The organism is Actinomycetota bacterium, from assembly GCA_041658625.1.
Taxonomy (GTDB): domain Bacteria; phylum Actinomycetota; class JAHEXW01; order JAHEXW01; family JAHEXW01; genus JBAZZW01.
Genome location: JBAZZW010000001.1, coordinates 151,694 through 177,801, shown reverse-complemented (window position 1 = coordinate 177,801; position 26,108 = coordinate 151,694). Strand labels below are relative to the sequence as shown.

General features: G+C 55.0%; 24 protein-coding genes. 19 read left to right on the top strand and 5 right to left on the bottom strand.

Annotated elements, in window-relative coordinates:
• The first annotated feature begins 60 nt into the window (after nt 1-60).
• The 6 genes from rpsA to uvrA are packed head-to-tail and all read left to right on the top strand — an operon-like array spanning nt 61 to nt 8,731.
• A complete protein-coding gene (gene rpsA / locus WC891_00845; GenBank protein ID MFA5866502.1) occupies nt 61-1,839 on the top strand; it encodes a 30S ribosomal protein S1 in 1,779 nt (592 codons plus the stop codon).
• A gap of 4 nt (nt 1,840-1,843) precedes the next feature.
• Complete coding sequence (gene coaE, locus WC891_00840; protein ID MFA5866501.1) at nt 1,844-2,464, top strand: dephospho-CoA kinase; 621 nt, start codon at nt 1,844-1,846, stop codon at nt 2,462-2,464.
• The gene (locus WC891_00835; GenBank protein MFA5866500.1) at nt 2,457-3,080 is read left to right on the top strand and encodes an HAD family hydrolase; all 624 of its coding nucleotides are present in this window, start codon (nt 2,457-2,459) and stop codon (nt 3,078-3,080) included. The genes coaE and WC891_00835 overlap by 8 nt, the downstream gene beginning before the upstream one ends.
• 7 nt (nt 3,081-3,087) lie before the next feature.
• Nucleotides 3,088-3,897, top strand: a complete 810-nt coding sequence (locus WC891_00830) for a zinc ribbon domain-containing protein (GenBank protein MFA5866499.1) — start codon at nt 3,088-3,090, stop codon at nt 3,895-3,897.
• A gap of 19 nt (nt 3,898-3,916) precedes the next feature.
• Entirely contained in the window at nt 3,917-5,914 is a 1,998-nt protein-coding gene (gene uvrB, locus WC891_00825) for an excinuclease ABC subunit UvrB (GenBank protein MFA5866498.1), read from the top strand.
• Entirely contained in the window at nt 5,915-8,731 is a 2,817-nt protein-coding gene (gene uvrA / locus WC891_00820; protein MFA5866497.1) for an excinuclease ABC subunit UvrA, read from the top strand.
• Between the two features lie 460 nt (nt 8,732-9,191).
• Here uvrA and WC891_00815 read toward each other — a convergent pair whose 3' ends face one another.
• Both WC891_00815 and WC891_00810 read right to left on the bottom strand, forming a co-directional pair.
• Entirely contained in the window at nt 9,192-9,485 is a 294-nt protein-coding gene (locus WC891_00815; GenBank protein ID MFA5866496.1) for a DUF3467 domain-containing protein, read from the bottom strand.
• A 49-nt stretch (nt 9,486-9,534) separates the two neighbouring features.
• A complete protein-coding gene (locus tag WC891_00810) occupies nt 9,535-10,275 on the bottom strand; it encodes a matrixin family metalloprotease (GenBank protein ID MFA5866495.1) in 741 nt (246 codons plus the stop codon).
• 144 nt (nt 10,276-10,419) lie between these two features.
• Between WC891_00810 and hisG the strand changes: the two genes are divergently transcribed.
• The gene (gene hisG / locus WC891_00805; protein MFA5866494.1) at nt 10,420-11,292 is read left to right on the top strand and encodes an ATP phosphoribosyltransferase; all 873 of its coding nucleotides are present in this window, start codon (nt 10,420-10,422) and stop codon (nt 11,290-11,292) included.
• Between the two features lie 5 nt (nt 11,293-11,297).
• On the opposite strand, the gene WC891_00800 is transcribed toward hisG, so the two are convergent.
• The gene (locus WC891_00800) at nt 11,298-11,954 is read right to left on the bottom strand and encodes a hypothetical protein (protein MFA5866493.1); all 657 of its coding nucleotides are present in this window, start codon (nt 11,952-11,954) and stop codon (nt 11,298-11,300) included.
• Nucleotides 11,955-12,112: 158 nt separating this feature from the next.
• Here WC891_00800 and WC891_00795 point away from each other — a divergent pair, with 158 nt between their 5' ends.
• The 3 genes from WC891_00795 to WC891_00785 are packed head-to-tail and all read left to right on the top strand — an operon-like array spanning nt 12,113 to nt 14,591.
• Nucleotides 12,113-12,616: a rubrerythrin family protein gene (locus tag WC891_00795; protein MFA5866492.1), complete on the top strand. Its 504-nt coding sequence runs from the start codon at nt 12,113-12,115 to the stop codon at nt 12,614-12,616.
• A 7-nt stretch (nt 12,617-12,623) separates the two neighbouring features.
• Complete coding sequence (locus WC891_00790; GenBank protein MFA5866491.1) at nt 12,624-13,355, top strand: hypothetical protein; 732 nt, start codon at nt 12,624-12,626, stop codon at nt 13,353-13,355.
• A gap of 3 nt (nt 13,356-13,358) precedes the next feature.
• Nucleotides 13,359-14,591: a divalent metal cation transporter gene (locus WC891_00785; GenBank protein ID MFA5866490.1), complete on the top strand. Its 1,233-nt coding sequence runs from the start codon at nt 13,359-13,361 to the stop codon at nt 14,589-14,591.
• A 2-nt stretch (nt 14,592-14,593) separates the two neighbouring features.
• Here WC891_00785 and WC891_00780 read toward each other — a convergent pair whose 3' ends face one another.
• On the bottom strand, nt 14,594-15,904 hold the full coding sequence (locus WC891_00780) for an MFS transporter (GenBank protein ID MFA5866489.1): 1,311 nt from the start codon (nt 15,902-15,904) through the stop codon (nt 14,594-14,596).
• 49 nt (nt 15,905-15,953) lie between these two features.
• Between WC891_00780 and WC891_00775 the strand changes: the two genes are divergently transcribed.
• Genes WC891_00775 through WC891_00750 form a run of 6 tightly spaced genes read left to right on the top strand, consistent with a single transcriptional unit; the run spans nt 15,954 to nt 21,132 of the window.
• Nucleotides 15,954-16,184 (top strand): DUF167 domain-containing protein, encoded by a 231-nt coding sequence (locus tag WC891_00775; protein ID MFA5866488.1) that lies wholly within the window; start codon nt 15,954-15,956, stop codon nt 16,182-16,184.
• A complete protein-coding gene (gene uvrC, locus WC891_00770; protein ID MFA5866487.1) occupies nt 16,181-18,004 on the top strand; it encodes an excinuclease ABC subunit UvrC in 1,824 nt (607 codons plus the stop codon). The genes WC891_00775 and uvrC overlap by 4 nt, the downstream gene beginning before the upstream one ends.
• Before the next feature lie 29 nt (nt 18,005-18,033).
• Nucleotides 18,034-18,318, top strand: coding sequence for an MGMT family protein (locus WC891_00765; protein ID MFA5866486.1), 285 nt, complete (start codon nt 18,034-18,036; stop codon nt 18,316-18,318).
• Entirely contained in the window at nt 18,312-19,220 is a 909-nt protein-coding gene (gene rapZ, locus WC891_00760; protein ID MFA5866485.1) for an RNase adapter RapZ, read from the top strand. The genes WC891_00765 and rapZ overlap by 7 nt, the downstream gene beginning before the upstream one ends.
• Entirely contained in the window at nt 19,217-20,182 is a 966-nt protein-coding gene (locus WC891_00755; GenBank protein ID MFA5866484.1) for a gluconeogenesis factor YvcK family protein, read from the top strand. Before rapZ ends, WC891_00755 begins: the two co-directional genes overlap by 4 nt.
• Nucleotides 20,179-21,132 (top strand): hypothetical protein, encoded by a 954-nt coding sequence (locus WC891_00750; protein MFA5866483.1) that lies wholly within the window; start codon nt 20,179-20,181, stop codon nt 21,130-21,132. The genes WC891_00755 and WC891_00750 overlap by 4 nt, the downstream gene beginning before the upstream one ends.
• On the opposite strand, the gene fusA is transcribed toward WC891_00750, so the two are convergent.
• Complete coding sequence (gene fusA / locus WC891_00745) at nt 21,133-23,199, bottom strand: elongation factor G (GenBank protein MFA5866482.1); 2,067 nt, start codon at nt 23,197-23,199, stop codon at nt 21,133-21,135.
• A 143-nt stretch (nt 23,200-23,342) separates the two neighbouring features.
• Between fusA and WC891_00740 the strand changes: the two genes are divergently transcribed.
• From WC891_00740 to WC891_00730, 3 genes are all read left to right on the top strand, one after another.
• Nucleotides 23,343-23,741, top strand: a complete 399-nt coding sequence (locus WC891_00740) for a hypothetical protein (GenBank protein ID MFA5866481.1) — start codon at nt 23,343-23,345, stop codon at nt 23,739-23,741.
• 150 nt (nt 23,742-23,891) lie between these two features.
• Complete coding sequence (locus tag WC891_00735) at nt 23,892-24,920, top strand: glycosyltransferase family 4 protein (GenBank protein MFA5866480.1); 1,029 nt, start codon at nt 23,892-23,894, stop codon at nt 24,918-24,920.
• 6 nt (nt 24,921-24,926) lie between these two features.
• Nucleotides 24,927-26,093: a DUF3048 domain-containing protein gene (locus tag WC891_00730; protein MFA5866479.1), complete on the top strand. Its 1,167-nt coding sequence runs from the start codon at nt 24,927-24,929 to the stop codon at nt 26,091-26,093.
• Nucleotides 26,094-26,108: the final 15 nt, after the last annotated feature.

Below are 26,108 nucleotides of genomic sequence, written 5' to 3'. Positions count from 1 at the left end.
GGCCAAGGTGAACGTATGTGTTACTATATTCTAGCGAGAGGAGGTCGCTAGTATTTGCAAATGACAGAGAATATAGAGAATGAGAAGGAAGTCTTAGAAGAAGGTTTTTTAAGGAACGCAGAGACAGGAAAGATCGAACCGGATTATGAAGGGACAATCAAGGATTTTAGTGACGGTGACATCGTAACAGGCACCGTCGTCAGAGTCGATAGGGACGAGGTCCTCATCGACATCGGATACAAATCCGAAGGTGTAATTCCAGCCCGAGAACTCTCAATCCGCTACGGCGTCTCGCCTGAGGAAGTCGTCAAAATCGGCGAAACTATCGACGCTCTAGTCCTGCAGAAGGAAGACAAGGACGGCCGCTTAATCCTGAGCAAGAAGCGGGCCGAATACGAGCGGGTCTGGCAGCGTCTCGACGCCATCAAAGAAATCGACGGCACAGTTAAAGGACAGGTCATTGAGGTCGTAAAAGGCGGTCTGATCGTCGATATCGGCTTGCGCGGTTTCGTGCCGGCGTCGCTTGTCGATACGACCAGAGTCAAAGACCTGAAAACATATATCGGCCAGGAGTTCGAGTGCAAGATTGTAGAACTCAATCGCAGCCGAAATAACGTTGTTTTGTCACGCCGGGCGTTTCTGGATACGCTTCGCAAAGAAGAAAAGAAAATCCTGCTGGATACGCTGGAAAAAGGCCAGACTGTAAAGGGAACCGTATCATCCATCGTGTCGTTCGGCGCTTTCGTCGATATCGGCGGAATGGACGGTCTGGTACATATCTCCGAATTGTCCTGGGGACATGTCGACCATCCGTCTGAAGTGCTGGCGGTCGGCGACGAGGTCACCGTACAGATTCTAGACGTAGACAAAGAGCGCAACCGGATTTCCTTAGGCTTAAAACAGTGTCAGCCCGATCCCTGGAAGGAGACCGTCAAGCGGTTCAAGACCGGAGAGATTGTCGAGGGCACGGTTATGAAACTGGTGCCTTTTGGCGCCTTCATCTCCGTCTCTGACGGGGTAGAGGGTCTAATACATATCTCCGAACTTGCGGAAAGCCGCGTAGAGTTCCCGGGTGATGTGGTCGAGGTCGGCCAGACCGTTACCGTTAAGGTTGTGGACGTAGAGCTGGACCGCCACCGACTGTCGCTAAGTCTAAAACAAGCTATGTCACCGGAGGAGAAGGCGGCGACCGCCGAGGCCTTGGCCAAGAAAGAAGCTGAAACCGCTGAAGCTGTAGAAGCGCAGAAGGCAGAAGTGCAGAAGCCGGCAGAGCCTGAGGCAGCAGAAGCGCCGCCCGAAGTCGTGGAAGCGCTTGAAGTAGCAGAAACGCAGCCTGAGGCTGTTGAGGCGCCTCAAGTAACAGAAGCGCTTGAAGAGGAGCCTTCGATCAAGGAACCTCCCGCCTCCGCTGAAGTTACGGAGGGCAAGCCAGCCGTTGAGGAAGAAGAGTCGGCGGCCGAAAAAGCGCTGCGCGATATCGAGTCGGTTGACCGCGACATCGAGGCAATCGACGCGGCCGAGCTCACCAACCCGGATATGACGTCTGAAATCGCCGAGGCTGCGGAAGCGGCGGAAACGCCCGCCTCCGCTGAAGATACGGCGGGTAAACAGAAGGCGGAAGAACCTGAAGCGCCGGAAGCCGTGGAAGCAGTGGAACCGGAAGCTGCGGAAGCGCAGAAAGAAGAAGCGCAGAAGCCGACGGAAGCAGAGCCCGAAGCTAAGGCCGACGAAGAGTCCGCGCCCGCCTCCGAAGAGGAGACGGCGGACAAGCCCGAACCGGGCAGCCTGGAAGCTATTCTTGAGGACATGAAGAAGGAGTCCAAGGGCTCGGAGGGTTAAACCCGTGTTTGTCATCGGTATAACCGGCGGCATCGCTTCGGGGAAAAGCACTCTTACGGAGTATCTCAAGCCGTCCGCGGACGCCATAATTGACGCCGACGAAATCGCCAGGGAGGTAGTCACTCCCGGTACTCCTGCTTACTCCGCGTTGGTGGAACGTTTCGGCCGATCCATACTTGAATCCGATGGAACGATAAACCGGCCTGAGCTGGGCAAAATAATATTCTCCGAGGCCGAGAACATCGAGTTTATCAACGGCTTGACGCACCCGTCAATCGCCGAGAGGATCCAAAGCGATCTTAAGAAGGCGGAGGCGAAGGTGCCCCAGGACGGTCTTGTTCTGCTTAGAATCCCCTTGATGGTCGAAGCCGGCCTGGCCGGCCTGGCCGATATGATTGTTGTGGTCATGGCTGACCGAAAGACCAGGATTTGGCGTTTGGTGGAGCGTCGCGGATCGACCGAGAACGACGCCCAACGCGTTATCGAAGCCCAGCTCCCGGACGCGGAGCGAGCAAAAATCGCCGATTTTGTCATCGTTAACGACGGCTCCCTGGAAACGTTGGCTAAGGCCGCACAGAGTGTACTGGCCGAGGCGCGCCGACGACAAAAGGAAAAAAGTGGCTAAGGCCGCACTGTTTGATCTCGACGGCACGCTGGTCGAGTCGGACGCAGCGGTAGTCTGGTGCGTCAATGAGCTTTTACGGCGTCTAAGCCTGCCGCCGGCCGATCCCGCTGAGATCATCGGCCTGATCGGAGTCGGATTAACCCCGCTCCTTAAGGAGTTTATGCCCGAACCGGAAGCCCATGTCGCCGAGTATCAACGACTTTATCGCCAGGGATTCGGGGACAGAACTAAGGTCTATGAAGGGACCGCGGTAACTCTGTCTGCCCTGCGTAAAGCGGGCATAAAAACCGGCCTCGTGACCAACCGGAACAAGGATCTAGCTGTAACTATTGTGGCGCATTTTGGCCTGGACGATTTGTTTGATACGCTGATTGGGGATGGCGAAGGGTGGCCCTTGAAGCCCGACCCGGCGATGGTTTTTGAAGCATGTCGGCGGCTTGGCGTCGAACCGCGTGAAACGATTTTGGCCGGAGATACCTTAATAGACGTTGCCACAGGACGAAACGCCGGGTGCGAGACAGTCTTGTTAAACTACAAAGGTGTTTATAAAGAGTCAGACGCCGACCACGTCATCGTATCATTGCCGAAGATTCTGGATTTCTTCAAAGGGAGCTGAACCTTTAGTGCAGTGTCCAAAATGCGGGGCGGAAAACCCCGTTGGTGCGGCCAACTGTAATCTCTGTTTTTATAGTTTTGTCGAACGGCCGCCGACCACCATAACGGCCGGCGAGGAAGCAAGTGGAAAGCCAGGCAAAACAGGCTTCTTGACCGAAGAAGCGCGCTCGGAGGTCTTGAAAGGCGGCGGCGCCGGTGTAATCGGAAGTTTGCTTTTCCTGACCAGCTTAACGATTATTCATGTTTCGGGCGTCAAGGTTTTTGATTTCCTGTTTTCTAGTCTGGGCGTCAACAAAGGGAATCTGTCGTTTTTCATACTACTGATAAGTATGTTCGCGCTGCTTTGTGGCGGCGTGGGCGGGAACCTTGATAACAAACGCGAGATTGTTCCGGTCATCCGGTCAGTCGCCGCGCTGGCCGGTTTGGGCATATGGGCCGGCCTTATTGTGTGGTTAAAGCCGGCCGACATCGCGCTTATCGTCTGGTTGACGGACGGCGCGACCGGGATTATTTTAGCCTTAGCGTCATTGCCTTTCGCGGCGATGTTCCTGGGGTTAAGCGAATCGTTCGGTGAGGATTTAGAGCCGTCCCAGGCGCTATGGGGCGCTATCGGCGGTTTCTTGTCAGGTATCGTGACGGCCGCGGTCGTCGCCGCTTCATATGCCATAACGCCCGTCTTCGGGACGGCCGCGCCGACCGGCGTGCTGTCCGTAATCGGTTTTTCCATAAAGCTGGCCATAATCACCAGCTTCACTGGCTTCATCGCCGGCGCGTCCTTGTGGCTGTCGATTAAATCGGTCAAACGTTTCGCTTCTTAAGCACTCCGCAGAGGTAATAATGGACAAATTAACTTTAGTATCGCCCTTTAATCCGACGGGAGACCAACCGCAAGCCATCCGGCAGCTAAAGTCCGGGTTCGACCTCGGATACGAGTTTCAGACGTTGCTGGGCGTCACCGGTTCCGGGAAAACGTTTACCATGGCCAACTTAATCGAGCAACAAGGCAAGCCCGCTCTGGTCATCGCCCCCAATAAAACATTGGCCGCTCAGCTGGCCAGCGAGTTCAAGGAATTCTTCCCGAGCAACGCGGTCGAATACTTCGTCAGCTATTACGATTATTATCAGCCGGAAGCCTATGTTCCGCAGACTGATACTTATATCGAGAAAGATTCGAGCATCAACGATGAGATCGACAGGCTGCGCCATGCCGCGACGTCGGCTCTCTTCAGCCGCCGCGACGTCGTCATCGTCGCTTCCGTTTCCTGTATCTACGGCTTAGGCTCCCCCGAGGACTACTTGGCGCAAGTCGTCCTGCTCAACAAGGGGCGCGATTACGACCAGGACGAGGTCTTAAACAAACTAATCAAGATACGATATAACCGTAACGATTACATCCTTGAACGCGGCACGTTTCGACTTAAAGGCGACGTCCTGGAGGTGTTTCCGGCCTATCAGCAAACCGCGCTCCGCGTCGCCTTCGATGGCGATACGGCGGAAAGTATCGAAGAGATCGATCCGTTGACAGGGAAAACGCTTCGCATCTTAGACAATACGGTTGTCTATCCGGCGTCGCATTTCATAACCGCGCCGGAGAAAGTAGATAAAGCTCTGGCCTCTATAGAAAAAGAGCTGAACGTGACCTTGAAGAAACTTCACGACGCAGGCAAGCTGCTGGAAGCGCAGCGTTTGAAGATGCGGACCGAATACGACCTGGAGATGCTAAGGGAAGTCGGCTACTGCAACGGCATCGAAAACTATTCCCGGCACTTCTCGGGGCGGGCGGCCGGAGAGCCGCCGGATACCCTGCTGTCGTATTTTCCCAAGGACTTCTTAACGATTATCGATGAGAGCCATATAACGGTACCCCAGCTGAACGGGATGTACAGGGGCGACAAGGCGCGAAAGGAAACGTTGATCGAATTCGGTTTCCGCCTCCCGTCGGCGCTGGACAACAGGCCGCTTCGCTACGACGAGTTTATTGAGCGGACGGGGCCGATCGTTTTCACCAGCGCGACGCCCGCCGATTACGAGAAGGGAGTCAGCGGGCAGATTGTCGAACAGATTATCCGCCCGACCGGCTTGGTCGACCCGGAGGTTATCGTAAGGCCGACAACTGGCCAGGTGGACGACTTGATGAACGAGGTCAAGAAGCGCACCGATAAGAAAGAGCGGGTGCTGGTAACGACTCTGACCAAGAAAATGGCCGAGGACCTGACAGATTACCTCACCGAACTCGGGCTCCGCGTCCAGTACCTTCACTCCGACGTCGAAACCTTGGAGCGCGTCAAGATTCTAACGGCCCTAAGGCGCGGCGAGTATGATTGCCTGGTCGGCATAAATCTGCTCCGCGAAGGACTGGATCTTCCGGAGGTCTCGCTTGTCTTGATTCTCGATGCCGACAAAGAGGGTTTCTTACGGAGCGAGACATCGCTAATCCAAACAATCGGCCGGGCGGCGAGGAACGTCGACGGCCAGGTCATTATGTACGCGGATAACATAACCGCCAGTATGGGCCGGGCGATATCCGAGACGAATAGGCGCCGTAAGATACAGGTGGCATACAATAAAAAACACGGCATCAAACCGGAGACGATCCGCAAAGCGGTTAACGACATCCTGGCCGCGAATCAAATGACCGGCGAAATTCCCGGTCGGGGACGCAAAAGGGAGATTGCCAAAATAGTCAAAGGGGCGGCGAAAGACGAGCTGGAAATGCTGGTCAAAGCGCTTCGGGAAGAGATGCTGGAGGCGGCGTCCGGCGAACGATTTGAGGACGCGGCCCGGCTTCGCGACGAGATTACGTTATTGGAAGAGGAATACGGGCAAGTGAAGTAGATGGAAAAGATAATCATCCGCGGGGCTCGCGAACACAACCTTAAAAATGTCTCACTGGAGCTGCCTCGCAATAAACTAATCGTTATGACGGGAATGAGCGGCTCGGGTAAGTCGTCGCTGGCTATCGATACCCTGTACGCGGAAGGCGAGCGGCGGTATGTTGAATCGCTCAGTGCGTATGCCAGGCAATTTCTGGGCCAGATGAACAAACCCGACGTTGACTCCATCGAGGGGCTAAGCCCCGCCGTCTGCATAGACCAGAAGGGCACGACCAAGAATCCTCGCTCGACTGTCGGCACTATCACCGAAATATACGATTATCTGCGAGTTCTTTACGCAAGGGTGGGAGTCCCTCACTGTCCGGTCTGCGGTACGCAAATTACTCAGCAGACGGCGCAGCAAATCATCGAGCAGATTTTGGGCCGGGAGCCGGGCACGAAGCTATCCGTGCTGGCGCCGGTCGTCCGGGGGCGCAAAGGCGAGTATCGCGACCTACTGGAAAGGCTGCGGCGGGAAGGTTACGTGCGCGTCAAAATCGACGGCAAAGTTTACGGTTTGGAAGAGAACATCAAGCTGGATAAGCAAGTCAGACACGACATCGACGTCGTGGTCGACCGTCTGGTCATCAAAGAGGGCGTGAAGCGCCGGCTAGCCGATTCGGTGGAAACCGCACTAAAACTTGCTGACGGCATAATCGCCGTCGAAACCGGGCCTGACCGGGAAACCTATTCGACTCATTTTGCCTGCCTAAACGACGGTTTTAGTTTCGGCGAACTCTCGCCGCGCATCTTCTCGTTCAACGCGCCCTACGGCGCTTGTCCCGAGTGCGACGGGCTGGGAACGCGCATCGAACCGGACATTGCTTTAATCGTCCCCGACCCGGAAAAGTCTCTGGAAGAAGGAGCTGTTGCGCCATATTCCGGCCCGACCATTAACTATTATCCCCAGATGATCAGGGCGGTTGCCTGCGATTATGGCATTGACCTGGATAAACCCTGGAAAGACCTCAAGAAAGATGAGCAAGACGTCATTCTTTACGGCACCGGCGGGCGCAAGGTTTACGTCAAATTTCGAAGCATGAGCGGCTACACCCACGCCCACAACACCTCGTTCGAAGGGGTCATGAATAATCTGACCAGGCGCTACAAAGAGACTGATTCCGACTATGCCCGGGAAAAAATGGAAGAGTATATGAGCCTGGCGCCCTGTCCGGCCTGTCAAGGGGCGCGACTAAAAAAAGAAAGCCTGGCGGTCACGGTCGGCGGTATCAATATTGTGGAAATGGCCGATAAGTCATCGCGCGACCTAATGAACTTTTTGGACGAATTACAGCTACCGGCGCGCGAGGCTTTTATTGCCGAACGGCTCTTAAAGGAGATTAAGCGACGGGTTAAGTTCCTGGTCGACGTGGGCTTGGATTACTTGACCATCAATCGCGCCGCGGCCACTCTGGCCGGCGGTGAGGCGCAGCGCATCAGGCTGGCGACGCAGATCGGTTCGGGCTTAGTTGGCGTGCTTTATGTTTTGGACGAGCCCAGCATAGGTTTGCACCAGCGCGACAACCAGCGATTGCTAGAGACGTTAAAGGCTTTGCGTGATTTGGGAAACACACTGGTCGTGGTAGAACATGACGAGGCGACCATCAGAAACGCCGATTATATCGTGGATATCGGCCCGGCCGCCGGAGAGCACGGCGGGCGCATAATCGCGCAGGGAACGCTAGCTGAAATCCTCGCCAATCCGGAGTCGTTGACAGGAAAGTATCTTACCGGGGAAAGAAAGATTGCCGTCCCGTCGTCGAGGCGCCACCCGGCAGGTGAAACGATAACGGTGGTGAATCCCCGCGAACATAATCTGAAAGGCATGGACATTTCGTTTCCCCTGGGCATGTTGATCTGCGTAACGGGCGTTTCCGGGTCGGGCAAGAGCACATTGGTGGACGATATCCTATGGCGCTCCATCGCCCGCAAGCTGTACAGAAGCAGAGTTATCCCGGGGGCTCACGACGATATCGTCGGTCTGGAACAAATCGATAAGGCGATTGAAATCGATCAGTCGCCCATCGGCCGGACGCCCCGCAGCAATCCGGCGACATACATCAAAGCTTTTGACGAGATCAGGAAGTTATTTGCCGAAACGCAGGAAGCCAGATTAAGAGGCTATAAACCGGGCCGGTTCAGCTTCAACGTTTCCGGCGGCCGGTGCGAGAACTGCCGGGGCGACGGGCAGATAAAGATTGAAATGCACTTTCTCCCGGACGTATACGTCGAGTGCGAGGTGTGCAAGGGACGCCGATACAACAACGAAACTTTAGAAATAAGGTTCAAAGGCCGGAACGTCGCCGAAGTTTTGGATATGAGCGTGGAAGAGGCGCTGAAATTCTTTGAGAAGATTCCGCCGATAAGAAGAAAGCTTGATACCATCAACGACGTCGGATTGGGTTACATCAAACTAGGCCAGCCGGCGCCGACACTGTCGGGCGGTGAAGCCCAGCGCGTTAAACTGTCGGCTGAACTCTCCAAGAGGGCGACCGGACGGACTCTTTACATCCTGGACGAACCGACGACCGGCCTGCATTTCGCCGATATCGATAAACTGTTGGAGGTCTTAAACCGGTTGGTAGACCAAGGCAATACGATTATCGTTATCGAGCACAACCTTGACGTTATCAAGAAGGCCGATTGGTTGGTCGACTTGGGGCCGGAAGGCGGCGAAGGCGGCGGGGAAGTTGTAGCCGAAGGCACGCCGGAGCAGGTCGCCAAGACCAAAGGCTCCTACACCGGCAAATTCCTCAAACAAGTACTCAAGAAGAAATAAAAGTGTGCGCCAGGCACCTTTATTAATGGCTATCCCTCTCTCCTACGGGGAGAGGATGAAAGGTGAGGGGGCCAGGTCAGAGACCAATGCACCCGTGGACTAGTCCGCGGGACTAAAAACAAAAAGCCCCCAAGACTGGCGTCCCGCCCCACCCTAACGATTGGCACAAGCGGACATTCATTTTCACATCTGCGCAAATATGACACATGCGCGTGTTTTGAAATGAAAGACCTCTTGGACACATTCCCGGGAATGTGTCCAAGAAAAGACACAATCAAGGATGTTTGAGTCCTGCTCTGGGAAAAAAACCGGAATTCAGAGACCGACCCTAACTTAAAAGCGTCATCCTGGGATTCAACCCATTAAGTCGAATCGCAGGAACTGACACGCTGCTTTCTTTACCGGCTAATTCTCTTGCGTTGTGGATCAGAAACAAGAAGCAAAAGCTGGTTCACAAACCTTAATTAAAACCGATCTTAGGTTCGTTGAGGCCAGGCTGGGGCGCGGCCAGTTTGATTTCTCCGTGCGTATTTTCGTATTTGCGGATATTGTCGGCCAGCGCGTTTAGAAACGCCTTGGCGTGTTGAGGACTCATCATGACCCGAGTAGCGACCTTTCCGGTCGGGGGACTCACCTGCAAGAAGTTAACGGTAAAATCAAACGGCCCGTGAATGATATTGACCATGTTTGAATAGACCGGTTCGACGCTGCCCATGTCGATGTTGATGACATTCTTCTGGTCGTCCTTACCCATACGGCTCATCTCCAATTATTTAACGTTTGTCCCCTCGTACAAGAGGAGGTTAGTTTCCGTATAATGCTCTGACGCCCAGGATGTCTCCGGCGTTCAAAGTGCGTTTCTTGGTTTCGCCTTGGGTGGAGTAGCCGTACATCGTCTCTTCGAGAGCGCTGGTGGTATACAGGTCGCCGAGGCCGGCAACATGCCCGATTTCGTGAGTTGCGATGTTCTGCAGATCCATTTTAGTCGCGGCTACAGCCGCGTCACCCCACGAGAAGTAGTTGTTGAAAAGGATGTCCGTCTCGACAATAGACCGGTATTGGACAGGTCCGCCGAAATAGCCCCAAATCGTAGTGATGGCGATTACTCTCGAATCAAGGTAACTTCCAAACACTATCTCGTTGCGGCCGTCCGCCGAAGCGCCGCCGTCATAACTGGCGTTAACGTCCATCGAATAAGAGCCGAACAGCTCGTCACTCGTGTAAGCGTCCCATTCCTCGGCGCCGCCTGAAATCGCCGTGGCGACGAAATCGCTGCTAAGACCGTCTTCGTTTGTCGGATTGATCACATAAGTCACCGGCAGGGCCTTCCACTTCACACCCTTGGCCAGGAACGTATACGTTTGCGCCTTGCCGCCGCCCCCGCCGGCCGGTTTTACAGTACCGTCTTTGTAATGGATGAAGACAACTTTATCCTTGCCCCCGTCTTTATCGGTTGCCGCGTTTACAGTCGCCGCCAAGCCGATCGAAAACACCAGGGTTGCGATAATCGTTGTAGATACGAAAAACCTGCAAATTCCTTTCATCTTAATTCTCCTTTGTTTGGGGGAAGCACACAGTTATTCTTTAAGGTTTAGCGTTGTTTGTCAACCTCGACCATTCCGTTCCGACGATGACGCGGTGACCCGCTTTAATGTATAATCTGTTATTACGTATTCGGGAGGTTTTTGATGTTAAAGTTGACGCTGCCGAAGGGCAGTCTAGGAGAACAGACACTTCAGTTATTCGCCCAGGCGGACCTGGAAGTTATGAAGGGCGCCAGAGAGTATACCTCGACCATTGATGATCCGCGGATCGAGAAGGTAAAGATATTACGGCCGCAGGAGATTCCGACCTATATCGCCGAGGGCTATTTTGACCTGGGAATATCCGGCGCGGATTGTGTACAGGAATGCGGGGCGGACGTCGTTAAGGTAGCTGAGCTGCCGTATGCCAAAACCGGCGCCGGCACAATAAAGATGGTAATAGCCGTCTCCAATACCGAAAGTATAGCCAAGCCGGAGGAGATCAGACCGGGCAGCCGGGTAACGACCGAGTTCCCCAATGTGACCAAAGCTTACTTTGACAAGCTTGGGATTCCGGTCAAAATATTTTATTCCTATGGTGCCAGCGAGGCCAAGATTCCCGAGTTGATGGATGTTGTTGTCGACCTGACGGAAACCGGCGCTACTCTGTCGCGGAACCAGCTAAAAGTCATCGGCGTGATCGGGGAGTTCCCGACGCTCCTCATAGCCAACAAAGACGCCTGGAACGATCCGGACAAGAAGAAGGCTATCGAGGAAATAAAGACCTTGCTGCTGGGCGTGATTGAAGCGCGCGGCCGGGTGTTGTTATCCATGAACGTTGCTAAGAAGAACCTGGACAGCGTGTTGAAGGCTCTGCCGGCGATGAAGAGGCCGACGGTTTCGTCATTGGCGGACGAGGATTACGTCGAAGTAACCACGGTCGTCGACAAGAAAGGCGTTAACATCCTTTTGCCGCGGCTCAAAGGCGCCGGGGCGGAAGACATACTGGAGATGCCGATCTCCAAGATCGTAAAGTAGCTTCCCTACGATCTGGGATATGTGTTTGTAATTAAGCCCGTCCCCTGGCAATCCGGACAGTAGGTCAGATTGGGTATACCATCCGTAGAGGTAGGAAGCTGAATAATTCCGACCCCGCCGCATTTTCCGCATTTCTCCGTCACAAACACAAAGGGCAGAGCGTCTCTGATTTCATCCAACCGCTGTTGGATCCACGATTCCTTAGACGAAGCGTTATAATACGCCCCCGGAGGAAGGTAACCGGTCAGCGGATCGAAGACCGGTTGGGCAGGTGGAGGCTGAAGGCAGATCTTATCGATCTGGGCGGAAGAATCGCTTAGCGACGCCCCGACGTTTCTGGAAACAACGGCGTAAAAATAATAGCGGCCTGCCGTCGCGCTCGGATCCGTGTATACATGGACGCCCGCCGGCACCGAATCGAGCAGCATCGGCTCGCGGCCGGGTTGCCAGCGGTAGATGTCAAAAGTGTATCTATCTTCCCAGGCAGCCATGTCCCAGTTGAGGGTAATGGTTTTGTCGGTTGACTGCGCCCTAAGGTTTCTCGGAGAAGCGGGTTTGGCCGTAGCGACTAAAGAACCTTCGCCGTCCAGCGATGGAGCGGTCCCTTTGGCGCCCGCACATCCAGCCGCCAGCGTTAAACTCATCAACAGAAGTGTTGCCATCAGCGCTCTAAAGCGCATTTTGCCTCCGCAACTTGTCGGGGAATAATAACATAATACCACTTCACAGCCCATATACGCAAACAACCGGTTTGGGTTATCATAAAACCAGCACGATGTTATCACAGCCGGTGAGGTAAAAGTAAGAGGGGGCAGTTAATATGGGAATCAGAGAAAAAACCGCCAACGATCTGAAAGACGCGTTTGCCGGTGAATCCCAGGCAAACCGTAAATACCTTGCCTTTGCCAAGAAGGCGGACGCAGAAGGCTATGCCCAAGCAGCCAAGCTGTTCAGAGCGGCAGCCGAGAGCGAAACCGTCCACGCGCACAAACACCTGGATTTTATCGGCGGCGTCGGCGATACCCAGATGAATCTGGCAGCTGCCGTGGACGGTGAAACTTACGAGTATGAAAAAATGTATCCGCAGTTCATGGCGGACGCGGACGCGGCCGGAGACGACGACGTCGCGCAGTATATAAAATTCGTCGCCCAAGTTGAGCATGAACACGCCAACCTATACCAGGAAATCGCCGATAGTCTGGGGAACAATGACGAGATCGCCTATTTTGTCTGCGGTTATTGCGGCCACGTGCACTCGGGGGAAGCGCCAGATCATTGTCCTGTTTGCGGCGCCCCGAAGACGAAGTTCAAAGAAATTTTGTAGGCTTAGCATGGATGCCTTTTGGTCTCATTGGATCTGGCCGCTGCTAACGGCAATAACCGGCCTCGTTTTTACCTATTTGCTTATAAGACAATATCTGGAGCGCCGTAAGCCGCAGCAGCTGGCCTGGGCGGCGGGCATGTTCCTTTACGGCGTGAGCGCCTGCATCGAGGCTTACTCGGAATTCGCGCAAAGCTGGAACCCCTGGGTATATAAGGTCTACTACGTCATGGCCGCGGTGCTTGTCCTCTATCTGGGGCTGGGAACCGTTTATCTGATATTCAAACGCAGGATTTGGGGCCATCTGTTCTTAGCTTACGCGCTTACCCTGACCACGATTTTTCTGATTGCCTCCCTCACTTCTTCAGTAAACATGGATAAGCTGGTGCCCGGGATAACGGTCGGGGGCGCTGCCATGGATACTACTGTCAGGATGTTCTCGTTTGCCTGTACGATCCCCGGAACCCTGGCGCTGCTTGGCGGGGCGATCTACTCGGTCATTCTATTCGCCGCCAAACGTGAGTACGCCTACCGGGCCTGGGCAAACGTGCTGATCGCGGGGGGTACGCTGGTTATTGCCGGCGCCGGCTCCATGGCCAGGGCGGGCCAAAGTGTTGGTTTATATCCAGCCGAAATGGTAGGCGCCGCTTTAATGCTATGGGGCTTCATGAAAGCCGGATCTCTAAGACAAGGAGCGTTAGCCAGAGCGAAACAAGCCGAGGCGCCGTCAGTGGAGGTCTAGGTCTTGTATAAGCGTCGCCGTCACATACGCGATTATTTTATACTCGCGAAAGATGGCGTCATCACCGGCGCGGCCGACAACGATCCGTCCGGCATCGTAACGTATATCCAGGTCGGAGCACTGACTCAATATGCGTTGCTCTGGCTAATCCCCTTAACTCTACCGATGCTAATCGTCGTTGAAGACATGTCCGCCCGCGTCGGCGTCATTACCAAGAAAGGTCTGAACACAGTCATCGAGAATCACTATGGGCGGACTGTAGCCGTGATTGTAATGGTGCTTGTCGTCATCGCGAATACGGCGACGCTAGGCGCGGACATGGCCGGTATGGCCGCTGTCATACAACTTTTCACCGGAGTTCACTTTCTTTGGTTTCTGCTACCCATCGGCCTTCTGTTCTTATGGGTATTGCTGAAGGAAGGCTATGCCAAGGTCAGCCGCGTCTTGTATTTCATTACGCCTATTTTGCTTGTCTACGTCGTGACTGTCTTTCTGACCAATCCAAATTGGGGAGAGATCGCCAAGGCGACCTTTTTACCGACCGCCCAGCTAAAACCGACTTTCCTGTCGGCGGCGGTGGCCTTGCTGGGCACGACGATTTCGGCCTATCTCTTGTTCTGGCAGACGAACGAAGAAATCGAGGAAAAGAAAACCTTAGCCGAGCTGAAAGACGAATCGCTGGGCGTTCGTATCGGCATGATCTATACGTCGCTCATCTTTTTCTTCATTGTCCTGACCGGCGCGATTGTTCTCTACGGTCATGTCGGCAATGTTAACTCGTGGACGGCGGCCGATGCCGCGCTTGCTTTGAAACCGCTGGCCGGCCAGGCCAGTTATCTGCTGTTTACCATCGGCGTGATTGGCAGCGGACTGATTGCCGTGCCTGTTCTGGCCTTGACCACGTCGTATGTTGTCAGCGACACGTTTCGCTGGAACGAATCTCTGAGAGATAAGCCAGCGACCGCGCGCGGTTTCTACGTCGTTCTGACCCTATCTTTGATGATTGGCGCGGCCTTGAGTCTGGCCGGCGTCAAACCGATGGCTATGCTCTTCTATTCCCAGGTTCTGCAAGGCATAGTGACGCCGTTTCTCGTTATCGCGCTGGTGTTAGTCAGCAACAACCGGGACGTGATGGGTGAAAATACCAACGGATTCTGGGCCAATCTGGTCGGTTGGGCGACGGTGGCTACGATGATCGTCTTCTCCGCGCTTCTGTTGTGGCAGACGTTTTTCTAGTTTTATGTCTCTTGGTCTTGCCTGATCAGAGCGGGACGAAGAATAAGCGTTAAGCCGACGAAAGCGGTTACACAACCGCCGATAGCGATGGCGTAGGCCACGCCCGTCCATTCCGCCACCGCGCCGAAAACAAGGCCCGCGAACGGCATGATTCCCATGAACATCAGCACGAACATGCTCATGACGCGACCGCGCAGCCGCCGCGGAGTCAAAGACTGGAGCGAGGTGTTGATGGCCGAGTTGGTCATCAGAAAAGCGGCGCCGCACAGCACGAGCACCGGCACCGCCAGCGCGACGTGCCTGACGAAGCCAAGCAGAACCAACGCGACTCCGAACATAGTGGAGCCGGCCTTGATCAGCGTTTCGCGTTTCACATGCGGGGCCAGCGCGCCTACCAGAAGGGCGCCCGCCAGCGCTCCCGCGCCGTTGGCGGCCATCAAGAAGCCAAAGCCGCTGGCGCCCAGGTGCAAGACGTTCTTGACATAGACGGGCATGAGCGTCGCGTACGGCATTCCGAATAACGTTATTGTGCCCACCGCCAGCAAGAGGGTTCGGATGACCGGTTTGCCGCGCACAAACTCAAACCCCTCTTTCAGGTGACTCATGACGCCGAACTCCGGCGCTTTTGGATGACGGTCGGGACGTACGGCCATCAAGGCCAGGATGACCGCTATGAAACTGAAGGCGTTTATGTAGAAGTTGGCCGCGGCGCCCCAGGCGGCCAGGACCAAACCGGCTACCGCCGGGCCGACCAGGCGCGCCATGTGGAACTGGGCGCTGTTCAACGCAATCGCGTTCATCAGGTCGTTCTTAGGGACGATGTCCGACAGAAACGCTTGCCAGGCGGGGAACATTATGGCTGTCATTAGGCCGAAACCAATGCTCAGCAAGATAATTGACGGGATATTGATCGTGTTTGTCTGCGTCAAGTACGCGAGTATGAGAGCCAGCACCAGCATGACAACCTGGGACCAGATAATCAGCTTTTTGCGGTCCAGGCGGTCGGCGGCGACGCCGGCGAAAAGGACGAGAAACGTTACCGGAACGTTCCCGGTGAAGTTGACCAGGCCGACATAGAAAGCGGAACCGGTTAAACCCAGCACCAGCCAGCCCAGGGCGACCATCTGCATCCAGGTGCCGATATTCGATAACACAGCCCCGCTTAAGAAGAATCGAAAGTCGCGATGGGTCAGCGAGGCGAACAGCGCGCCAGGACGGAAACCGCGTTCGACCAGAGTGGCTTCAGGGGTGGCGACGTCGGCTTCGATAGTGTTCGGTTCCAGGATATCGTTATTATTCTTTGCCTCGGTCATTGTATAATGATACTATGACCAGCGAAAAATTTATAGGTATGGACAAACGTTGATTATCGACGTCAAGGTCACACCCAAAGCCGCCGCCGGAAAAGTGGTCGAGAAAGACGGTGTCTTTCGCGTTTACGTGACCGTTGCCCCGGAAGAAGGTAAAGCCAATAAGGCGGTCGTCAAACTTCTGGCGAAACACTTTGGAGTCGCTCCGTCCATGATATCTATTCTCCGCGGGCATTCATCCCGAAACAAAACTATCGAGATCAAGGGAAAAGAGCCGGCTTGAGGACCAACAACACTTATCGGGAAGAATTGAAGAACCTGCCCATGGCGCCGGGCTGCTACCTGTTTAAGGATAAGACCGGCCGGGTGTTGTACGTCGGCAAGGCTAGACAGTTGCGCAAACGAGTCGCCTCGTATTGGCAAAAAGCCCATCACGATCGCCCGAAGATCGAACTGATGATGGACAAAATCGTCTCTTTCGACATCGTCGTGACAACTACGGAAGTGGAGGCGCTCATTCTGGAAAAGACTCTCATTAAGAAGCATAACCCGCCTTTCAACAGCGATTTGCGCGACGATAAGAGTTATCCGTATTTAGCCGTTACGGTCGAGGAGGAGTACCCTCGCGTCTTTGTGACCAGAGAGCTTCACCGACGGGGCACGTTATATTACGGGCCGTACACGAATGTCCGAGCCTTGCGGACGACGCTGGATATCCTAAGATCGCTTTATCCGATTCGCACTTATGCCCGGCAGCGCCCGGCCGGCAAATCACGGCCTTTTTTAGATTACCACGTCAAATGGGCTTTGACGCCGGGTTCGGTCCCCATGGACGCCGCCGAGTATGGTCAGGTCATCAAGAAAGTGATTTCTTTTCTGGAAGGAAGAAACCCCGGTGTGCTCAAAGACCTTAGGTCTAAGATGTCGGTGGCTTCCGCCGCTCAGGAGTACGAGAAGGCCGCGGCCGTCAGGGACAAGATAGAGGCCATCGAATACCTCATGGAAGGGCAAAAGGTCGTCAGCCGGGACAAGTACGACCGTGACGTTATCGGGATTACCTCTGGCGACGGGGCTGTCTACGCGAGGATTCTGTTTATCCGGGGCGGCAAGCTCATCGGCAGCCGCGGGTACGCGTTAGACCAGGAACAAGTGGACGAGGACATTCTGGGGGCCGTTGTCGAGCGGTTCTATTCAGAAGCAAAGTCGATTCCGGTTGAGATACTCCTGCCCGAAGCCATCGCGGAGCAGGACGTGGTGGCGGCTTGGTTGTCCGCCAAGCGCGGCCGGAAAGTAGCTATTTTGGCGCCGGTCCGGGGCGAGAAGAAAAAACTTGTCGAGATGGCCATGACCAACGCTAAGTACGCTTTCGAGCTGTACCGGGTCCGCGGCCGGGGCGGGGAAGAGCGGGCCACCTGGCTGCTCGGCGAGTTGAAAAAGGATCTTGCTCTGGCCTCTATGCCTTTCCGGATAGAGTGTTTTGATATCTCGACCCTACAAGGAGCCGAGACCGTTGCCAGTATGGTTGTCTTCGAGAACGGTAAACCCAGGAAATCGGAGTACCGGCGGTTCCGCGTCAAATTGGTTTCTGGACAGGACGATTTCGCCTCAATGGTCGAGGTATTGAAGCGCCGGCTTAAGCACATCGGCGTCGACGAACCCGGAAACAAATTCGCGGCTCGGCCGGACCTGCTGGTCTTGGACGGGGGGAAGCCCCAATTGACCGCGGCTCTAATCGCCGAAGACGCGCTAAAACTGCGGGATATTCCGACGTTTGCTCTAGCCAAACGGGAAGAGGAGATCTTTATGTCGGACCGGGACGAACCGCTCCGCTTGTCCCGTAATTCGGCCTCCCTGAATGTAATCCGATATCTGCGCGACGAAGCCCATCGTTTTGCCGTGACTTATCACCGGAGCCTACGCGTAAAGGCTATGCTGGCCTCGTCTTTCGATACTATTCCGGGAGTCGGTGAGGCTAAAAAGAAGGCTTTGATCAAACATTTTGGCAGTCCGGGCGGTGTTATGGAGGCAAGCGAAGAAGAACTGGCACAAGTTCAGGGGATTTCAAAAATCCTGGCGGAAACGATATACCGCGCTCTCCATTAACAGTCATCCCTGTCTGCTATCATAAGACTATGAGAAAACCGACGGAGTTTGAGATGCTGGTATATGACGCCGTCAGACGCATACCGGAGGGCGAAATACGGAGTTACGCCTGGGTGGCTCGCGAGATCGGCCGGCCGAAAGCGGCGCGAGCTGTTGGTAACGCGCTGCACAAGAATCCATTCGCGCCGGAAGTGCCATGCCATCGCGTCGTCAAGAGCGACGGAACAATCGGCGGCTTCCGCGGCGGAACCGACGGTAAAAGGGAGCTATTGAATAAGGAGAGGGCCGCTCAGGGGAAGGATAGAGCATGGTAAACAAACCGGATGAAAAAGTCGAATTCGTCATCATAACGGGACTCTCCGGAGCGGGCAAGTCGGAAGCTCTCCATAGCTTCGAGGACTTAGGCTATTTTTGTATCGACAATCTGCCCCCCGCGCTTATTCCAAAGATCGCCGAGATGGTCGCGCTTCCCGGGACGCCGAAGTCGAAGGTTGCCTTGGTAATCGATGTCCGCGGCGGCAAGTTTTTCGACGCCTTGTGGGAGGCGTTGCGCGAGTTGAAAACGCAGCAGATCGAGTACCGCATCGTGTTTCTGGAAGCGGCCAACGCGACTCTCGTGAAACGTTATAAAGCGACGCGCCGGCGTCATCCACTGGCCAAAGGCGGTGAGATTGTCGAGGGCGTGAATAGGGAACGCGACCTGTTGGCCGATATTAAAGAAGCGTCCAATGTGGTCCTCGATACGACCGGGCTGTCGGCGTTGGAACTTAAACAAAAAGTCATGACGCGTTTCCGGCCAGGAAGTTTCAGCGCCGGTCTGGCTATCACCGTGATGTCGTTTGGGTACAAGTTTGGCCTGCCGATGGACGCGGATATCGTTATCGACGTCAGGTTTCTGCCAAACCCTTACTACGTCGACGCGCTTCGCAAACTAACCGGGGAGAACAAAAAGGTCAAACGGTATGTCCTCGACCGGCCGGTAACAGATAAATTCATCAAGAAGTCCGAGAGCATGCTATCGTTTCTCTTGCCGAATTACGCGCGGGAGGGTAAAACCCATTTTACTGTCGCGTTCGGCTGCACCGGCGGCCGGCACCGGTCTGTAGTGCTGGCGGAGGAGATCTACACCTTTCTAAAATCCAAGGACTATAACGTGAACTTAAGACATCGTGATGTCGGCAGGGACTTATCGATGCCTGGGGAGACGTCTAAGTGAATTCGGCGACTTTAGGTATCAAAGCTGTCGCAGTCGGCGGGGGGACAGGTCTTCCGATTGTTCTCAAGGCTATAAAGGACTGGGTCGGTGAAATCACCGCCATTGTCACAATGGCGGACGACGGCGGCAGTTCAGGAAAGTTGCGACAAGAGCTGGGGATGCTTCCTCCAGGCGATGTTAGAAACTGTCTGGTCGCCCTGGCCCCGACTGAAAAATCTGAGCTGGTAGAGATACTTCAGTATCGTTTTCCGACGGGCTGGACGCTGGCTGAACACTGTCTAGGCAATCTTATTATCGCTGGTTTGGCCGACTATAAAGGCGGTTTCGTAGAAGCTATCGAGGCGCTGTCTACCATGCTGGATATCAAAGGGCGTGTTTTGCCGTCAACCCTGGACGACGTAAACCTGTTCGCCGATTTGGGCGGCGGTTCCATCCTGGCCGGCCAAGCCCGTATCGCCAGGACCGAACAGATCCGGCGCATTCATTTGGAGCCTCGCGACGCCGCGGCTTATCCGCCGGCGATTCAAGCCATCAATCAAGCCGATCTGATCGTGATAGGGCCCGGCAGCCTGTTTACCAGCATCATCCCGAATCTTCTGATTCACAGTGTCGCCGAGGCCATTGCTAAGTCACAAGCCAGGAAGGTTTTTGTCCTTAACATCATGAATATGCGCCAGGAAACCTTCGCTATGACGGGAGTCGACTATCTGGAGGCTCTGGGCAAACACGCGCCTCCGGAGCTCATAGACACCGTATTGGCTCAAGGCGGGCGAATACCTGACAGCATAGCCACGTCCGAGGGCGAGATCGCGGAGGCAGTCGATTTCGACGCTGACGCGGCCCGGGCCATGGGGCTTGATGTGATAATCGCCGATTTGGTCGACGACAAGGAACCGTTGAGGCACGACTTTATAAAGCTCGGACGGGCTTTAAAGAGGCTGGCTCAAGGGGAACCGGCGTGAAAAAAATAACAGTTATCTATGTCTGCGCATTGGCCGCGTCCATTTTACTGATCGCCGGTGTATTCGCCTGGAACTTCTTCTACGGGCCGGCGATGACGAAACGGACGAATCAGGCAATCGCGGCTTTAGCGCATGCCAAGAAGGCCCGGTCCGAAGCGGAGACCGCGCTTAAGACAACGGCGGCCTTGCCTGAAGGATGGCGGAACCTGGCTTTCGACGAGACGGCGGAGCTGAACCGCATAGCCGCCGACTTGGCCGCTAACCGCCAGTACAAGGTAGATAATTATCGTGACCCTGCCGCCGCTGCCGTCGCCAAGGATATCGATTCGGCTGATAAGACGCTGGCGAAAGCATTGAAAGACCTTCAGGCGGCGCGCCGGAGACTGGCAGAAGCGCAAAAATCATACTTACCGGCTAGCCGGATAAACGATCTTGAAGTGTCCGCAAAGGAAAACGCGGCCACCTCTCGGCAAGTCACGGCCGCGCGCTCAGCGCTAAAGGAGCTGAAAAGCGACAACTATATCTGGGGCCACCTGGCGGTCGTCGTCAAATCCGACGGCGAGATCGTAACAGCCGTTGCCAGAGCGGACGCCGCCCTAAAAGCGGCCGACTATGCTGCTTTGCAAGCCGCGATCGCCGACGCCAAAACGTCATTGGCGGACAGCATCGACTGGCTGCAGGTGGGAGAGCTGGAGCTAACCAACGTCGGCATATATTCGAAAGACACCGCGGACCTAAAACGCTTTATAAGCAAAGCGGGGGATACCGCCAAGGCATACGAGCAAACAGCGATTTTTATGTCCGGCGCCCGGGCGGACGCCTTATGTCTAAAACAGGCAACCGAAAGGGCGTCCGCGCAGCTTACCGCGCTGCAGGAAATGGCGGAGGCGCAACAGATCGGCCAGGGTTATAAAGTCTGGTTCCTGGCCGCCGCCAACCGGCATCTCTAATTAGTCGTTCTTCTCCGCCTGCGCTTCCTTGACGACCTTCTCCGTTACATTCGGCGGTACTTGTTCGTAGTTAGACACAGCCAGATGATAGACGCCTTGGCCGTGGGTTATCGAGCGCAGTTCGGATGCGTATCTTCTCATTTCGGCCAGCGGAACGGTTGCCCGCACTACCTGTTTCTTGTCCGACGGCTCCATCCCCAGAATTCGGCCGCGCTTGGCGTTAAGGTCGCCGATCACGTCGCCAGTGTAGCCCTCCGGCACGACGACTTCCAGGTCGGCGATCGGTTCGAGCAAGGCAGGCTGGGCGGTTTCCATACACTTGCGAAAAGCCATAGCCGCCGCGATCTTAAACGACATATCCGAGGAATCAACCGGGTGGAACGAGCCGTCGTAGACGGTTACCTTTATGTCAACAACCGGATAGCCGGCGACGATGCCCTGGGCCATTGCCTCTTTGACGCCTTTCTCGACGGCCGGGACATAGTTTTTAGGGATTGAGCCGCCGAAGATCTTATCGACGAACTCGAAACCGGAACCGTGCGGCAAGGGTTCGACTTCCAGCCACACATCGCCGTATTGGCCGTGGCCGCCCGTCTGTTTCTTATATTTACCCTGCGCCTTGCTGGCGGAGGCAATAGTCTCCTTATAGGGGACCCGCGGCAGTTCCAGCTTCGCTTCCACGCCGAACTTACGCTTCAATTTGTCGACGATTATTTCCAATTGCATATCGCCTAAGGCCGAGGCGAGGCTTTGCCCGGTGCTGGCGTCGCGTGAGATTTTGAAGGTCGGGTCCTCGTCAAGCATCTTATGAAGGGCGGTGGCCAGCTTGTCTTCCTCGCCGCGTGTCTTTGGGAAGATGGCCATCGGAAAGACCGGCTGCGGAAAGTCGATGGCGGGCAGCGTCACCGGCTTGCTTTCCTCGCACAACGTGTCCCCGGTAAAAGTGCCTTCCAGCTTTGGCAGCGCCGCGATGTCGCCGGCGACGACGCTCTTAATGTCCTCCTGCGTTTTCCCTTTTACCTGGAGGATGTGCCCGACCTTTTCTTTTTTGCTCCGTGTTGAGTTGTAAATCTGAGAGTCCGCTTTTAGGACGCCCGAGAAGACTCTGGCGAAATCGAGCTTGCCGACGTAAGGATCACTGACGGTCTTGAAAACAAGCACCGCGAGCGGGCCGGACATACTTGCTTCCAGGCTCACCTCGTCCTTGGTCTTGGGATTGATTCCCATAACGGCCGGTCTGTCTTCCGGAGACGCCATGGCCGTTGAAATCACGTCGAGAAGCGTGGCCACTCCGATATTGGCAGACGCCGAGGTAGCCACAACCGGCACTAAATGGCCCATGCCGATACTCTGTCTTAGCGTCTGGCGTAACTGTGCTTCATCGACTTCGCCCTCTTCCAGGTATGTTTCCAGCAGCTTATCGTCGACTTCGACGGTTAGTTCGACCATTTTTTCATGATACTCGTCGGCTTGTCCCTTCATATCATCGGGTATCTCGCTCTCCGACCCGTCTTTCATAATCGCCTTCATCTTGATCAAGTCCACAACTCCCTTGAACTCCGCCTGGCTGCCGATCGGCAGACTCAACGGAGTCGCGTCCTTGAAAAGCGAGCGTTTGATCTCTTCCAGGCGGGCGAAGAAATCGGCGTTCTCCCTGTCCATACCGTTAATGGCGACAAGCGAAGGCAAACCTTCCTTCTTGACCAGTTCGGCGACGTGCTCGGTCTGGACGCCCTGGCCATGGACCGCCTCGATTACGAAACAAGCGTTGTCGACCGCCCGCAGAGAGCCGATAACCTCGCCGATAAAATCGGCGTACCCGGGCGTATCGATGATATTGATTTTAACGTCGCCATGTTCACACGGCGCTATGGCCGCGGAGATCGAGAATTGTTTTTTAATCTCCTCCGGTTCGAAGTCGGAAACAGTCGTTCCGTTCTCGATCGACCCCATCCTGGTTATGGCTTTGGCGTCGAAAAGCATGGCTTCCATCAGGGTGGTTTTACCGGCCGCACCGTGGCCGACGAGGGCGATGTTCCTGATCGCGTTAGTTGCGTGATCCTTCATGAAAGACCTCCTTAAAGGGGTAAACGCGGATAAACACTATTGTATGAAAACCGGCACCAAAAGCCAACGCCATATTCATAACTTCTTAACAAAGGGGTCCGATAATTGGACATGTAGAGTAAGAAATTCATGAAGGAGGGGATATGCCAGCAAAAAAGGAAGCGCCAACGGTTGAAGCGACACCTGAAGTTCCGTTGAGTGGCCATCCGTATTTTTGCGCGCACATCGCCGCCAAGGTAGTAATTTGTTTGATAGCTTTATTCGTCGGTTTTAGCATCTTGATTGCGGCGTTCGGCACCGGCTTCTTAGCCGGACGTTTTACGTCGCGCGGCGACGGGCGCCAGGGAATGATGAGCCGCGGCTATTACGCCCAGGAATACGGCCGGAAGGGCAACGGGCCGGGTATGATAAACCGCGGCGGCGGCCAGTACAAGAATGGCCCAGGTCAGGGAAAGGGCCAGTGTCCGGTCTATCCGGGCAACCAGTCATACGGTAGCGGCTCTGAAGAGTTGCCCCCGAACAACGCCCCTGTAACACCGTAAGCACAGCGTAAAAAGGGTCGTGCCGTAAGACACCCGGGCGAACAGGCCCGGAGTTCCAAGAAAAGAGCGGGAGTGTTATAATAAATCAACTCCCGCTCTTTTCTTATGGGCAGGTCAGATACCGGATCTTTAGCGAAAGGGGACAAATATTTGAAGATCGCGGTTGTCGCGCCGGTTTGGGTGCGCGTCCCTCCGGAGCAGTACGGAGGAATCGAGGTTGTTGTCAACTTAACCGTCGGGGAATTGGTTCGGCAAGGCAAAGACGTAACCCTGTTCGCAACCGGTGACGCGATTACCGATGCCAAGCTCCGCTGGATTTATCCGAAGGCGGTCGGCTTTTCCTCCGGATCCGCGAGTTTCCCTGAAACCCACGTGGCCTGGGCTTACAGTCAAGCCGACGAGTTCGACGTTATCCACGACCACGCCGGGTCAGCCGGCATCGCTATGGCCAGGTTAGTCGACAAACCGGTCGTGACGACGCTGCACAACAATTATTTTGTGCCCGAGAATCCGGTATTCTTTGAGCAGAATAAGGACAATCAGTTCTATACGCCGATCAGCGACGCGCAGAAGCGCGAAATCCCCGGCCTTAATTTCACTCGGACCGTCTATAACGCCATCGACCTGGCGAAGTATCCGTTTTCTGATAAGAAAGAGGACTTTCTGTTGTCACTTGGCAATTTATGGGAGGTCAAAGGGCACGATACAGCCATCAAAGTGGCCAAGCAACTTGGTATGAAACTCATAATCGCCGGCAAGCTGGACCCAAAGGGCGAAGAATTCTTTAACGCAAAGGTCAAGCCCGAGATCGATGGCGAGCAGATCGTCTTTGAGGGCCAGATCAGCCAGGAGCGGAAGCTCGAGCTGTTCAGCAAGGCCAAAGCGTTCCTATTCCCGATCCGGTGGGAAGAACCGTTCGGCCTGGTGATGATAGAGGCGATGGTCTGCGGAACGCCGGTTATCGCGTTCAGGCACGGCTCGGTGCCGGAAGTCATCGTTGACGGTAAGACCGGATTCATCGTCGATAACGCGGAAGAGATGGCTGAAGCCGTTAAAAAGGTGGATACGATTTCGCCTAAAGCCTGCCGCGAGCACGTTGAGCGTGAATTCTGCCCCGAGAGAATGGCCGAATGTTACTGGGAAGTATACGCCGAAGTCCTGGAGAAGAGCGCGAGGTAGACGGGAGTGACAGGAAAACGCAGACGCTCAAAGTCCGGCCGGCGGACGCGGATAGCATCCGACGGCGCGCCCGAGAAACGCGGCGCATCCAGGAAAAAACGTCTAATCATCGCCCTGACAAGCTTGTTTCTATTGCTGGCAATTGCCGGTGCGGCGGTTTATTTCTACTTCTTCGACGGCAAAATTCTGCAGGATTGGCTAAATCTGTCCGCTTTGAATCCCGTTAAAGTCCCGGGCCGCCTGGCCACCTGTCCTTTAGACGGTTCGGTCGTCAAGGATGAGAAATTGATCAACCGCCGGCCACTGATCGTTAAGGTCGAAAACTTATTGGAAGCCAGACCGCAGTCCGGACTGGAACAAGCAGACATTGTTATCGAGTCGATGGCGGAGGGGGGCATAACCCGGTTTGCGGTTGTTTACCTCTGTCGGGACGCCGATGAGATCGGCCCTGTCAGAAGCGCCCGCCAGCAGGACATAATCTTTATTCACGAATATGACGCGCTGTTCGCGCACGTCGGCGGCAGCGACGCCTGGGTCCGTGACAAAGACGGCGCGATCGCCGATCTAGACGAATTTTCTTTCGGCGACGCTTACTGGCGAAACGATGATAAGTATGCGCCGCATAACGTTTACACTACGACGACGCGGCTGCATAAAGCGGCGCAGGCGGAAGAGCTGGAGAAGGTTGCCGCGCTTGACAGCTGGGCTTTCAAAGCTGATAAGCCGGCCAAGAAAGGGCAGGCCGGGATGACTGTATCTGTTGAGATTCCCTATGGAGCCGACTGCGACACCCGATACGATTACGATTACGTGACCAACAATTATCTCAGATTCGTCGCCGGCGAACCTTTCACGGACGCGGTCAGCGGCAGACAACTCGGGCCGAAAAATGTCGTCGTCATGTATGTAAATTATTATTCGTCCGACGACGGCGAGGAGTACGGTTTGGGAGGCACGGACAGCATGGAGCTTGTCGGCGAGGGGAAAGCGGTCGTTTTTAGGGACGGTGTCGCCGTTGAAGGAAGGTGGACGAAATCCTCGACTTCGGGGCGGACAATGTTCCTGGACGCCGAGGGCCGCCCGATTGAGTTTAACCGCGGCCAGATTTGGCTGGAAATCATACCCTCAAGCTGGGATATTACTCTAACCGCGGGAGAAACGCTCCTGCCTTGATGTGCTATAATCACA

Excerpts from the sequence above, each read along its gene's own strand:
- WC891_00795 (MFA5866492.1), top strand. The coding sequence starts at position 12,113 with ATGGGAATCAGAGAAAAAACCGCCAACGATCTGAAAGACGCGTTTGCC.
- WC891_00765 (MFA5866486.1), top strand. The coding sequence starts at position 18,034 with ATGAGAAAACCGACGGAGTTTGAGATGCTGGTATATGACGCCGTCAGA.
- WC891_00740 (MFA5866481.1), top strand. The coding sequence starts at position 23,343 with ATGCCAGCAAAAAAGGAAGCGCCAACGGTTGAAGCGACACCTGAAGTT.
- rapZ (MFA5866485.1), top strand. The coding sequence starts at position 18,312 with ATGGTAAACAAACCGGATGAAAAAGTCGAATTCGTCATCATAACGGGA.
- uvrB (MFA5866498.1), top strand. The coding sequence starts at position 3,917 with ATGGACAAATTAACTTTAGTATCGCCCTTTAATCCGACGGGAGACCAA.
- WC891_00810 (MFA5866495.1), bottom strand. The coding sequence starts at position 10,275 with ATGAAAGGAATTTGCAGGTTTTTCGTATCTACAACGATTATCGCAACC.
- WC891_00780 (MFA5866489.1), bottom strand. The coding sequence starts at position 15,904 with ATGACCGAGGCAAAGAATAATAACGATATCCTGGAACCGAACACTATC.
- WC891_00815 (MFA5866496.1), bottom strand. The coding sequence starts at position 9,485 with ATGGGTAAGGACGACCAGAAGAATGTCATCAACATCGACATGGGCAGC.
- hisG (MFA5866494.1), top strand. The coding sequence starts at position 10,420 with ATGTTAAAGTTGACGCTGCCGAAGGGCAGTCTAGGAGAACAGACACTT.
- fusA (MFA5866482.1), bottom strand. The coding sequence starts at position 23,199 with ATGAAGGATCACGCAACTAACGCGATCAGGAACATCGCCCTCGTCGGC.
- WC891_00800 (MFA5866493.1), bottom strand. The coding sequence starts at position 11,954 with ATGGCAACACTTCTGTTGATGAGTTTAACGCTGGCGGCTGGATGTGCG.
- uvrA (MFA5866497.1), top strand. The coding sequence starts at position 5,915 with ATGGAAAAGATAATCATCCGCGGGGCTCGCGAACACAACCTTAAAAAT.
- rpsA (MFA5866502.1), top strand. The coding sequence starts at position 61 with ATGACAGAGAATATAGAGAATGAGAAGGAAGTCTTAGAAGAAGGTTTT.
- WC891_00790 (MFA5866491.1), top strand. The coding sequence starts at position 12,624 with ATGGATGCCTTTTGGTCTCATTGGATCTGGCCGCTGCTAACGGCAATA.